At 70.0% G+C, this 11247-nt stretch carries 11 protein-coding genes; 5 read left to right on the top strand and 6 right to left on the bottom strand.

Going from position 1 to position 11247, the window contains the following annotated elements:
• Together ACGFH9_RS30600 and ACGFH9_RS30605 are read right to left on the bottom strand one after the other, a co-directional pair.
• Positions 1-680 (bottom strand): non-reducing end alpha-L-arabinofuranosidase family hydrolase (locus tag ACGFH9_RS30600; RefSeq protein ID WP_393226286.1); only part of this gene is annotated, 680 nt, incomplete at its 3' end.
• A 329-nt stretch (positions 681-1009) separates the two neighbouring features.
• Complete coding sequence (locus ACGFH9_RS30605; RefSeq protein WP_393226289.1) at positions 1010-1672, bottom strand: hypothetical protein; 663 nt, start codon at positions 1670-1672, stop codon at positions 1010-1012.
• A 184-nt stretch (positions 1673-1856) separates the two neighbouring features.
• Here ACGFH9_RS30605 and ACGFH9_RS30610 point away from each other — a divergent pair, with 184 nt between their 5' ends.
• The 4 genes from ACGFH9_RS30610 to ACGFH9_RS30625 all read left to right on the top strand — a co-directional run bounded on the left by ACGFH9_RS30610 (position 1857) and on the right by ACGFH9_RS30625 (position 7504).
• On the top strand, positions 1857-3074 hold the full coding sequence (locus ACGFH9_RS30610) for a HupE/UreJ family protein (protein ID WP_393226291.1): 1218 nt from the start codon (positions 1857-1859) through the stop codon (positions 3072-3074).
• Positions 3075-3218: 144 nt separating this feature from the next.
• Entirely contained in the window at positions 3219-5192 is a 1974-nt protein-coding gene (locus ACGFH9_RS30615; protein WP_393226294.1) for a fibronectin type III domain-containing protein, read from the top strand.
• A 92-nt stretch (positions 5193-5284) separates the two neighbouring features.
• The gene (locus ACGFH9_RS30620) at positions 5285-6352 is read left to right on the top strand and encodes a WxL protein peptidoglycan domain-containing protein (RefSeq protein ID WP_393226296.1); all 1068 of its coding nucleotides are present in this window, start codon (positions 5285-5287) and stop codon (positions 6350-6352) included.
• A 180-nt stretch (positions 6353-6532) separates the two neighbouring features.
• The gene (locus tag ACGFH9_RS30625) at positions 6533-7504 is read left to right on the top strand and encodes an NADP-dependent oxidoreductase (RefSeq protein ID WP_393226299.1); all 972 of its coding nucleotides are present in this window, start codon (positions 6533-6535) and stop codon (positions 7502-7504) included.
• A 4-nt stretch (positions 7505-7508) separates the two neighbouring features.
• On the opposite strand, the gene ACGFH9_RS30630 is transcribed toward ACGFH9_RS30625, so the two are convergent.
• The 4 genes from ACGFH9_RS30630 to ACGFH9_RS30645 form a co-directional block, all read right to left on the bottom strand.
• Positions 7509-8099 carry an HAD family hydrolase gene (locus ACGFH9_RS30630; RefSeq protein ID WP_393226302.1) on the bottom strand — a complete coding sequence of 197 codons (591 nt, stop codon included), beginning with the start codon at positions 8097-8099 and terminating at the stop codon, positions 7509-7511.
• A 28-nt stretch (positions 8100-8127) separates the two neighbouring features.
• Positions 8128-9381, bottom strand: coding sequence for an RNA polymerase sigma factor (locus ACGFH9_RS30635; protein ID WP_393226305.1), 1254 nt, complete (start codon positions 9379-9381; stop codon positions 8128-8130).
• 2 nt (positions 9382-9383) lie between these two features.
• Complete coding sequence (locus ACGFH9_RS30640; RefSeq protein ID WP_393226313.1) at positions 9384-9617, bottom strand: YciI family protein; 234 nt, start codon at positions 9615-9617, stop codon at positions 9384-9386.
• A gap of 143 nt (positions 9618-9760) precedes the next feature.
• Positions 9761-10240 carry a PRC-barrel domain containing protein gene (locus tag ACGFH9_RS30645; RefSeq protein WP_393226308.1) on the bottom strand — a complete coding sequence of 160 codons (480 nt, stop codon included), beginning with the start codon at positions 10238-10240 and terminating at the stop codon, positions 9761-9763.
• 184 nt (positions 10241-10424) lie between these two features.
• Between ACGFH9_RS30645 and ACGFH9_RS30650 the strand changes: the two genes are divergently transcribed.
• On the top strand, positions 10425-10679 hold the full coding sequence (locus tag ACGFH9_RS30650) for an SCO4848 family membrane protein (protein ID WP_393226311.1): 255 nt from the start codon (positions 10425-10427) through the stop codon (positions 10677-10679).
• Positions 10680-11247 lie beyond the last annotated feature (568 nt).

An 11247-nucleotide genomic window follows, 5' to 3' on the forward strand; every position in this document is an offset into this window, starting at 1 on the left:
AGGCCGAAGTTCATCGAGCCCCACGACGTGCCGGTGTTGTGCGTGGTCGCGTAGACGAGTTGCCGGCCGTTGTAGGGCGCGACGGTGAAGTCCTTCAGTGACACCCAGCCCGACTTGGGCTGCGCCAGGGCGCCGGTCGACGACCACCGGTACGACGACGGCAGGCTGCACGTGTTCGGCGGCGGGGTCGTCGGCGGCGGAGTCGTGGGCGGTGGCGGAGTCGTCGGCGGCGGGGTCGTGGGCGGTGGCGTGGTTGGCGTGGTGCCGCCGTCGCAGGTCGCCCCGTTGAGAGCGAAGTTCGTCGGGGCCGGGTTGCTGCCCGTGTAGGAGCCGTTGAATCCGAACGAGGCGGTGCCGTTGGTCGCGATCGAGCCGTTGTAGCTCACGTTCCGCGCGGTCACCGCCGCCCCGCTCTGCGTCAGCGTGGTGTTCCACGACTGCGTGATCGTCTGGCCGGCGCCGTAGGACCACGTCAAGGTCCAACTGCTCACCGGATCACCGAGGTTCGTGATCGTCACGTTGGCGCCGAAGCCACCCGGCCACTCGGACGAGACTGCATAGTTCACCGAGCAGCCCGCCGCCGCCGCGCCCGCCGGCAGTGCCACGGCGACCGTGGCCGACGCCAGTAACGCGACACCGGCCGAGACGACCCCGATATTTGTCGGTCTGAATATGGTCATCGAGCACCCTCCTGACGGGACGGCGGCCTCCACATTCGTGGGAGTCATTGTTAGGTGAGCGTTAACAGCCGCGTCCGGTATGTTACGGGAGCGCTCCCAAACCATCAACCTCGATGTCTTGAAAGCTGGAAGACGACATCTTCAGCACTCCCAGCAGGGCTTCTGTGGCCGACCGGGGGTACCGGGCGAGCACGGCCGACACACGGGCCACCGTGGGCCGAGCAGGCAGGAGAGCGAGTCATGACGACCCTGCTCTGTTATCGATAACATCACCCGATCACTCCATGGCGTATTCGAGCATGACGACGCCGAAAGCCTGGATGAAACCGTCAGAGCCAGACCACGATGCCGGTCAGGTCGTTGAGCACGGCGGCCACGCCCGCCCTGATGGCGGCAGCGCAGCGCTCGGCCGTGAACGAGCCCGCGTCGTACGACGAGGACATGCCGAGCCCTTCGCCGCGGAACGACGCCCCCTCCCAGTCGACGGCGGTGACGTTGTGGGTGGGCTCGGCCAACTCGGCGCCGATCACCAGGAACTTCTCGTCCAGGTGGTTCGGTGTGACCAAGGCGAGGGGGTCGATCAGCTCGTTGCCCGCGCTGACGATGAGGTCCGCGTTCATCCCGATCGCCTTGCTGACGCTCGCGACGGCCTCGTGCGGGTCGTCGACCACGATCGTGCGCAGGTTCACGTGCTCGTCGTCGGCCCAGCCCCGCACCGCCGCCACGAGGGCCTTGGTCGGCGCGTCCTCGCCGGCGGTCAGCAGCACCACCCGGTAGTCCTTCGACGGGTGCACGTCGGCCCACGATCCGGGCTTCGGCGTGATGGTCGCCTCCGGCGCGGGCTTCGCGGAGTCGTCGACGAATCCCGGGCCGAGCGCGCCGACGGCGCTGGGCGTGGGGTGCGGTTGGGACCAGTCGTCGCCGGAGCCGCAGCCGGCGAGGAGGACAGCGGTCGCGGCCAGTAGGGCGACGGCCCGAAGCGGGGGGCGCAAGGTGATCGTCCTTCTCCGATGGTGACGGGCAGGTGCGCGTACGTCCCGTATTCCTATCCCAGATCCGGCGGGCCGCGATCCACGGGCGGTCGCCCCGGGTATTTGTTCTCCGTCGGTTCGTCGGCGGGCGGGTTGGCGTTTACCCGAGCGGTGCAGCGTGCACTCGCCAACCGAGGGGAACCGCATGCTGGGCCACATCCGCCGTACCGTTGTCGTCGCCGTTGTCGTATTTGCGGCGACGCTGCTTCCGTTTCTCGGCGGGGGCGCGGCGTTCGCGCACGGATTCTCGTCGACCGTCTACGCCAAAATCTCTGCCGGAGACGAGGGTCACATCCGCTCCGAGTTGGAGCTCGAATACGACCTTCTGGTGGTGTCGGCTGCCGACTCCGGTGACGATGATCCGCTCTTCCAGGCCGGGAACGCCGCCTTCGAGGCGGGTGACTCGACGGCGCAGGCCGCCGCGCTGAAGGCCCACGCGCCGACGGTCCTGCGCTATGTCACCGACCGCCTCTCGGTGACCGCGCGAGGTGCGGCCTGCCGGCCGACCCAGGTGCGCGACGCGACGATCGGCGCCCGCGACGGTGTGCCGTACGCGGACCTGCTGCTCGACTGGACCTGCCCGGAGCGGGTGGCCGAGCACGAGGTGCGCAGCGGTCTCTTCCCGGACGGCGAGGCGTACGTCAAGGACACCAAGACGATCGTCACCTACGAGATCGACGGCCGGTCGGGCAGTGCCGCGCTCGACGCCGCCAACCCCTCGTTCTCGACCGCGCAGAGCGCCTACCAGCGGTTCGGCGAGTTCTTCCTGCTGGGCGCCGAGCATCTGCTGTCCGGCATCGACCACATCCTGTTCCTGCTGGCGCTCATCGCCGGGTCGCGGCGTCTGCGGGAGATCGTGCTCGCGGCCACCAGCTTCACGCTGGCGCACTCGGTGACGTTCCTGCTGGCGGCCCTCGGCCTGGTCGACGTGCCCTCGCGGGTCGTGGAGCCGGTCATCGCGCTGTCGATCGCCGTCGTGGCCGGCTGGCATCTGTGGGGGATCTGGCGGCGCGGTGACCACGCGACCGACCTCGAGACGGCCGGGCGCGGTCACCTGAGTCTGGATCGCCGGGGCTGGATCCGCCTCGGTGTCGTCTTCTGCTTCGGCCTCGTGCACGGGTTGGGCTTCGCGGGCGCGCTGGGCATCGACGAGGCGTGGTCGTGGACGCTGCTGTGGTCGCTGCTGGTGTTCAACGTCGGTATCGAGGTTGTCCAGTTGGCGATTATCGCCGCCGTCTTCCCGTTGCTGTTCGTGCTGCGCCGTCGTGCGCCGAAAGCGGGTCTCTGGGTGACCGGTGCGGTTTCCGCAGCGGTGTCCGCCATGGGGCTGATCTGGTTCTTCCAGCGTGTCGTGGGGTCCTGAGTACGGCTAACGAGTTCGCGACGTGCAGCCCCTCGCAAGATCACGTTAATGAGGGGTTCACCGGTCGGCGAAAGGTTTGGACCGACTTCCCCACCCTCGGGCGAAGAGCAATTCATTTCTCTATTCGAAAAGGGAACAATGTCGATGACATTGAGCACCTCGACACGGGCCCCCGGGCTCGTGCGGCGGCGCGTTGTCGCCGGGGTCGTGGCCGGATTCCTGGGAGTGGGCGCGGCCCTCGGCAGCGGTCTGCTGACCGCCGCCAGCGCCGCCGACCCCACCACCGTGTCCGGCATCGTCCTCGGCGTCGGTGCCAACGAGACCCAGCGCATCGTGTCCTGGTACTCCTCGACCGACACCGCCCAGAAGATCCAGCTCGCCCCGACCGCCGAGATCGTCAACGGCGAGTTCCCGGCCACCGCGGTCAGCTTCGACGCCGTCGGCGCCGCGAACACGTCCACCACCGGCTTCAACCGCCACGCGACGATCAGCAACCTGCGCGAGAACACGGCGTACTCGTACCGGGTCGGCGCCGAGGGAAGCTGGTCCCCGGCGTACGCCTTCAAGACGCAGGACTTCGAGGGCGACTACGACTTCCTGTTCTTCGGTGACCCGCAGATCGGCTCCTCCGGTGACCGGCTCAAAGACCAGGCCGGCTGGGAGGAGACCCTGAAGGTCGCCACCGGGGCCAACCCGAACGCCGAGCTGCTGGTCTCGGCCGGCGACCACGTGGAGAGCGCCAACGACGAGGGTCAGTGGACCTCGTTCCTGGCCCCCGACCAGCTGCGTCAGATCCCCCTCGTCGCCACCATCGGCAACCACGACGTCGGCGGCAAGTCCTACGAGCAGCACCACTTCACCCCGAACACCGACCGCTCGGCCCAGTACTACAACGGCGACCAGGCGACCCGGTCCGGTGGCGACTACTGGTTCATCCACAAGGACGTGCTGTTCATCGACCTGAACAGCAACAGCTACGCCAACCCGGCGGACGGCTCGGCCGGCGGCGACGCCGCGCACGTCGCGTACGTCACCGACGTCATCAAGAAGCACGGCTCCGAGGCCAAGTGGAAGGTGCTGGTCTACCACCACTCCATCTACTCCCCGGCCAGCCACGCGACCGACAGCGACAACAAGCAGCGGCGCGAGGACTTCACCACGGCGTTCTCCAACCTCGGCGTCGACATGGTGCTGCAGGGGCACGACCACAGCTACTCGCGCAGCTACTCGATCAAGAACGGCCAGAAGGAGAACCCGGCGGAGAAGCCCGGCGCTCCCGAGGTCTACCCCGGCCCGGGTGGCGTCATCTACGTGACGGCCAACTCGGCGTCCGGCTCGAAGTACTACGACATCAAGAAGCCCGACGACAGCGGCACCGGCATTCGGGGCAACGGCCCGGACCCGCTGGACCCGGACAGGTACTGGTACAACTCGTCGCAGAACCAGGAGCACGTCCGCAGCTACGTCAAGGTGCAGGTGCGCGGCGACAAGTTGGTCCTGGCGAACGTCCGCAGCGGCACCTGCGCGGCCCCGAACGCGGCCGTCGAGAAGGGCCTCTCCTGCGTCAACACCCCGGACGGCCAGCCGGTCGGCTCGGTCACCGACAAGGTGACGGTGCACCCGTACCACGGTGACGGCCAGGCCATCCAGGTCAACGTGCCCAACCCGGCCCCGGGTGAGTTCGGCTGGACGATCGACGGCTACAACGGCCTGGTCGACCTGGGCACGGCTCAGGAGCGCAACGGCACCTACTTCGAGGCGACCGGCAAGATCAACCCAATCCTCGTGTCGGACAGCCGCCGCTCGCTCGCCCCGTGGTCGATCTCGGCCAGCGTCGGTGACTTCTCCGACGCCGACAAGACGTTCTCCGGCTCGTACCTGGGCTGGACCCCGTACGTCCTCGATGCCGGCGCGGGCGCGGTGGCCGGCGCTCCGGTCCTGTCGGCCCTCGACGACCAGGGCAAGGGCCTCTCGGTCTCCAGCGGTCTGGGCGCGGCTGTGCAGGGTCACCCCCGGGGCGGCGCCAAGCTCGGCGCCGACCTCGATCTGAAGATCCCGGACAGCATCGCGAAGGGCAGCTACCGCACCACGCTCACGATCACTGCCCTGAGCAGCTGATCGAACCTGTTCCACCAGGCGGGGCAGGCGCCTTCCGGGGCCTGCCCCGCCACCGGTTCACCCACCATCACGATCACTTCGAGGACCCCGAGATGCGACCGTCCGTAACGCGCTGGAAGACACTCCTTCGTACGACCGTGCTGTCCCTGCTCGCCGTCGTCGCGGCGGCCGGCGTCGGCGGCGGCCCCGCCCTGGCGGCCGACGGCAACGTCGCCTGGACGGTCCGGACGGCCTCGAACAGCTACGGCGAAGCCCGGTCGAGCTACAGCTACAACGTCAACCCCGGCGGGACCGTCGAGGACGCCATGGTGGTGGCCAACCGCGGCCCGGCGCCCCTGACGCTCGCCGTGTACGCCGCCGACGGCTTCACCACCGACGCGGGGCAACTCGACCTGCTCACCAGGGACAAGAAGTCCGTGGCTGTCGGCGCCTGGGTCAAGCCGAGCGCCGGCAGCGTCGTGATCCAGCCCGGCAGGACGGCACAGGTCCCCTTCACGGTCGCCGTCCCGGCCAACGCCACGCCCGGCGACCACGTCGGCGGCATCCTCACCACGCTGACCCAGGCCGACCAGGCCGAGGGCATCAACGTCGACCGCCGCCTCGGCATCCGGATCACGCTGCGGGTGGGCGGCGAGCTGAAGCCGAACCTCGCCGTCGAAAACCTCCACGTCGCGTACGACGGGCCGGCGAACCCGCTCGCCAAGGGCGACGCGACGGTCTCCTACACGATCCACAACACCGGCAACGCCGCCCTCTCCGGGAAGCAGTCGGTGTCGGTGTCGGGCCCGTTCGGCATCCTGCGCGCCCGGGCCGCTGACATCGCCGCGCCGCCGCAACTGCTTCCCGGCGAGAGCTGGGACGTCACGGTGCCGGTACGCGATGTGACGCCCGCCGTTCGGCTCGCGGCGACCGCCACCGTCACTCCGCTGCTCACCGACGCGTCGGGCTCCACCACCGCACTCAAGGCGGTCGAAGTGACCGCCCACGGCTGGGCCCTGCCGTGGATGTTCCTCCTCGTGCTCGTCCTGCTGATCGCCGCTGTCGTCGGGGCGTACCAGTACCGCCGCCGTGCCCGGACGAGGCGCAAGGCGGGCGAGGACGCCCGGGTGCGCGACGCTGTCGCGCAGGCCCTCGTCGGCCGGGAGCCGAAGACGTCCTGACCGCACGCAGGTGGCTCGCCGCGCGACGCGGAGGCGATCGCGCGGCGGGTCGGGCCGCGACCGCACCCGCCGGTACCGTGGCCGGTCGCCCTTGTGGGTGAACGACGTTCAGCACCGGGTCGGGACCGCTCGTGAGCCGGCATGCTGCGACGGTGACGCCGGCCCGGAGAGGAAGCCCCCATGGTTGACACGGACGTGCCCGAGCGGATGCAGGCTGCGGCCCTGGACGAGTTCGGTGGGCCGGAGGTGATCACTCTGCGGAAACTCCCGGTGCCCGAGGCCGCCGCCGACGAGGTGCTGATCAAGGTCCTGAGCGCCGGTGTGGGCGTGTGGGACGTCTACGAGCGGCAGGGCGTGCTGGTCCCCGAGGGCACCGAGTTTCCGATCGTGCCCGGCTCGGACGGCGCCGGAACCGTCATCGCCGCCGGCAGCCGGGTGACCGACCTCGCGGTGGGTGACCTGGTCTACGTCTCCGCCACCAACCGTCCGAAGGGCGGCTTCTACGCCGAGTACGCCGCCGTCAAGGCCGAGTACGTCGCGAAGCTGCCCGACGGTGTGCCCGCCGAGCACGCCGGTGCGATGTCCACCGACGCGCTGACGGCGCTGGCCGGGCTGGACACTCTCAGCCTGCCGAAGGGTGCCTGGCTGTTGATCTTCGGTGCGAGCGGTGGGCAGGGCCACCTGGCCGTGCAGTTGGCCAAGCGACAGGGCCTCAACGTGATCGCGGTGGCCTCCGGCAGCGACGGGGTCGCGCTGGTGACCCGCCTCGGCGCCGACGTGTCCCTCGACGGCCACGCCGACCCCGCCGAAATGCTCGCGACGATCCGGGACGCGGCTCCGGGGGGAGTGGGCGGCATCCTGGCGATGGCCGGCGGGAAGACACTGGACCGGCTCGCCGAGACGCTGTCCGACGGAGGGGTCGTCGCGTACGCCCACGGGGTGCGGCCGGAACCGCGTGAACGGTCCGGTGTGTCGGTCCGCGCGTACGACGGTGTGGCCAACCGTGAACAGTTGCGGCGCCTCAACGAGCTCATCCAGGCCGGGCCGTTCGTGGTGCACGTCGCCGAGACGTTTCCGCTGGGCAAGGTACGGGAGGCGCACAAGCGCCTGGAGACGTCCTACCTGGGCAAGCTGCTGCTGACGATCGCCTGAGACGTCAGCCGACGCGCTGCTGCGGCACGCGTACCGACGCCATGCCGGCCGCCGTCGCGGCCTGGATGCCCAGGTCGGTGTCCTCGAAGACCAGGCAGGACTCCGGGGGTACGCCGAGCTGCCGTGCCGCGATCAGGAACGCCTCCGGGTCGGGCTTGGCCCGCGTGTAGTCCTCGGCGCACACCAGCACGTCGAACCGGTCCAGCAGGTCCAGCGCCTCCAGCGAGGCGGTGACCGCGGCGCGGGTGCTGCCCGAGACGACGGCGAACGGCACGCGCCGATGCGCCTCGTGGATGTGCGCCACCACCTCGGGCACGGCGGTGACCTGCGGCAGCAACTCCTGGTAGATGCGCTCGCGGTTCTCGACGACGGTCGCCACCGGCATCGCCAACCCGTGCCGCTCGTTCAACGCGACGATGATGTCGGCGGTCGGCCGGCCACCCCAGGCGTAGAAGAGATCCTCCGGGAACTCGCAGCTCCACTCGTCGAGCGTGCGCTGCCAGGCCACATAGTGCAGCGGCATCGAGTCGACGATGGTGCCGTCGCAGTCGAACAGGTACGCGGCGAAGTCACCGGGTGGCAGAGGCAGAGTCACCGGGGAAGGGTACAGCGGCCGCTTCTGTTCAGTCGCCGGTGACGGACGCCAGCCGACGGCGTAGGTGCTCCCGTTCCGGCTCGGTGCCGACCAGCGCCAGCGCGTCGCGGTACGCCGCTGCGGCCTCGTCGAGGCGTCCGAGCCGGCGCAGCAGGTCCGCCCTGGTCGCCGGATAGAGGTGGTAGCCACGCAGGCGCGGATCGTCGGCCAACCTGTCCAGCAGCGCGAGCCCCGCGTCCGGCCCGTCCCGCATGGCCACTGCGGCGGCCCGGTTCAGCGCCACGACCGGTGAGGGCACCATGCGGAGCAGAACGTCGTACAGCGCCACCACCTGGGGCCAGTCGGTGCTGGCCACATCCGGTGCCTCGTCGTGCAACGCGGCGATGGCGGCCTGTACGGCGTACGGCCCGGGCGCCGGGCCGCTCAGCGCGGCCACCACCAGCGCGCGCCCCTCGTCGATCATCGCGTGGTCCCACCGTCCGCGGTCCTGGTCGCCGAGGAGGACCACGGCGCCGTCCGGGCCGGTCCGTGCGGCACGTCGGGCGTGCACCAGCAGCAGTAGTCCCAGCAGACCCGCGACCTCCCGCTGAGCGGGCAGCAGCCGGCGCAGGATCCGGGCCAGCGGGATGGCCTCCTCGGCGAGGTCGGTCCGCTGGAGATCGGGGCCGGAACTGGCGGCGTACCCCTCGGTGAAGATCGAGTAGACGGCCTGGAGCACCGTGGGCAGACGCGCGGGCAGCTCGTCGACGCCGGGCACCCGGAACGGGATGCGTGCGTCGCGGATCTTCCGTTTGGCCCGGACGAGTCGCTGGGCCATGGTGGCGTGCGGCACCAGGAAGGCCCGGGCCACCTCGGCCGTGGTGAGCCCGGCGAGGAAGCGCAGGGTGAGCGCCCCGCGATCCTGTGCGGGCAGGGCCGGATGGGCGCAGGTGAAGAAGAGCGCGAGGCGGTCGTCGGGCAGGTCCGGGTCGGCGTCGGCCGGCGGCGCATTGTCGGATCGCTCGGCCTCCGCCCGGAGTACGGCCAGCCGGGTGGCCAGCACCCGGTCCCGACGCAACCGGTCGACGGCGCGGCGGCGGGCCGTGGTGAGCAGCCAGGCGGCCGGCCGGCTCGGGACGCCGTCGACCGGCCAGTGCACCAGCGCCGCCTCGATCGCCTCGGAGGCGACCTCCTCGGCCAGGTCGAGGTCGCCGAACCGGTGTACGAGCGAGGCGAGCAGCCGGCCGTGTTCCTCCCGGAACACCGCCTCCACCGAGCCGGCTGCCGCGCCCGCGTCCTCCACGATCAGACCTCGACCTCGATCTCGGCGACCGGTCGTACCTGCACCGACCCGTTGCCGATGGCGCCGGGGCTGCGGGCCGCCCAATCCAGCGCGACGTCGAGATCGGGTACGTCGATGATGTCGTACCCGCCGAGCACCTCGCGGGGCTCATGAACAGCAGCATGTACTTCACGTGTCGGTTCTTCTCGGTGCGGTGGTGTCGCCGCACAGCATGACGACGAACGAGGTCCGGGGATATCGACACGGCGTCCGGACGCTTTCGGGCCGTCCGGTCCCTGGCGGCGTCCGCGTCAGGCAGGGACGTCCGTCCGGTGCCGGGTCCGCTCGGCACGCCGCCGCGGTAGTGCGGACCACAAGCACGGAGTACGTCCAAAGGTGCTCACCGCCGTCGCCGGAGCTGGTCGGGAACACGGGCACGACACCGCGCGGGAGGGCGTCGACCACGCCGACCGCTTCCGGGCGACCTCACACCACCCGCGGCGCCGCTTCCGGAGGTGGCACGTGACGGTCCGCGTAGTACCTGCCGACGCGGTCCCGGTACGGCGGATCGGTCGACCCGCTCCACCGTGCCCGCCGGCAGCTGCACCTTCTGGCCGAGGATCCACGGTCCGGTGTCCACGACCAGGTGTCCGGCATCCGCCTCGTCGCTCGCCTCGTCGATCGTGCCGATGCGTCCGTCGCGGGCCTGCACGTGGTAGCCGACGAGGTCGACAGCAGTACCGGGACCGGGAGCGTCCGGACCGTCGTGCCCGCCGTCCGGCGTGTCCGCCGGCTCGGCCGACGGGGTCGTCTGTGTATAACCGCCGGCGAGAGCAGACGGATCGCGCCAGGCCCAGGGATTGAAGATCGAGGGCTGCACGGCTGACACCTCCGAGGACGGCTACGCCTGTCCTCGCACTCGGTGCCCAACCTGAGTACGGAAACGACTGACACGGCGTCCACCTGCCACGCCCGCGGGCGTGTGTGCCCGGCGACGTCCGACCCGTGGTCGCGGTCGGCATCCGGAGCGGTGACCAGCACCGCCGCTGACATACTCGGCAGTCATGGTGTTGTCGCGAGGGTGGTCCGCCTTCCTGGTCGGGGTAGGAATCTGGACCTGGGTGATCTGGCCGAGGTTCGCAGTCGCCATCTGGCAGGACCCACGTGCATGGGTATCCGGCACGGTGGGGGAGGGTGCGCCGACGGCTTTCCTGTGGGTGCACGCGCTGCTGATCGCCGCGTCCCTGGCCATCGGCACGACCGTCGGTGTCCTCGGAATCCGTGGCTGGCTGATCGCAGGTCGGAGCGAAACGCGCTGAACTGCGGAAATGTCGCCCGAGGCCCAAGTGTGACGCGGGACGCCACCAGCCGATTTGACGATCAAACCCACGGACGCGTAACTTTCTCTCTGCCAGCGCGGAACGGGGCAAACAGGACGAAGTCCTGAAAGAACCGAACCGGTCTGGCAACCGGGTCAGGCAGGGGTTCGTTCCTGCGGGACACGGGTTCGGGCGGGGCTCGCCGGATCTGCCAGGAGGCGGATTTGGTGCAGCGGAACCGACCGGGTAAGGTTCACGACCGGCAGGGAACCGGGCGCGACTGCGGGACACCGCAGCGGCCGGCCTGCCAAATCCGACGACCTGACGCAGCGGTTCGCTGCTGCGTGAGTGCGCCGGGACCAACCCGCACGAAGCATGACAGACCGGGACACACCGGTTTGACACGGCCGAGACGGTGAGGTAACGTAGTAAAAGTGCCCGGCGCGAGAGCGGCGGGGACGCGGTACGAAAAGCCCCGGGATGGGGGCCCACTGGTTGGGTCTTTTGATCGGTGTGTGGTTGTTCTTTGAGAACTCAACAGGGTGCTTGTAAAGCCAGTGCCAATTAT

This window comes from Micromonospora sp. NPDC049102, from assembly GCF_043197485.1.
Lineage (GTDB): Bacteria > Actinomycetota > Actinomycetes > Mycobacteriales > Micromonosporaceae > Micromonospora.

Coding starts and splice junctions, on each gene's coding strand:
- ACGFH9_RS30610 (WP_393226291.1), top strand. CDS start 1,857: ATGCTGGGCCACATCCGCCGTACCGTTGTCGTCGCCGTTGTCGTATTT.
- ACGFH9_RS30615 (WP_393226294.1), top strand. CDS start 3,219: ATGACATTGAGCACCTCGACACGGGCCCCCGGGCTCGTGCGGCGGCGC.
- ACGFH9_RS30620 (WP_393226296.1), top strand. CDS start 5,285: ATGCGACCGTCCGTAACGCGCTGGAAGACACTCCTTCGTACGACCGTG.
- ACGFH9_RS30625 (WP_393226299.1), top strand. CDS start 6,533: ATGGTTGACACGGACGTGCCCGAGCGGATGCAGGCTGCGGCCCTGGAC.
- ACGFH9_RS30650 (WP_393226311.1), top strand. CDS start 10,425: ATGGTGTTGTCGCGAGGGTGGTCCGCCTTCCTGGTCGGGGTAGGAATC.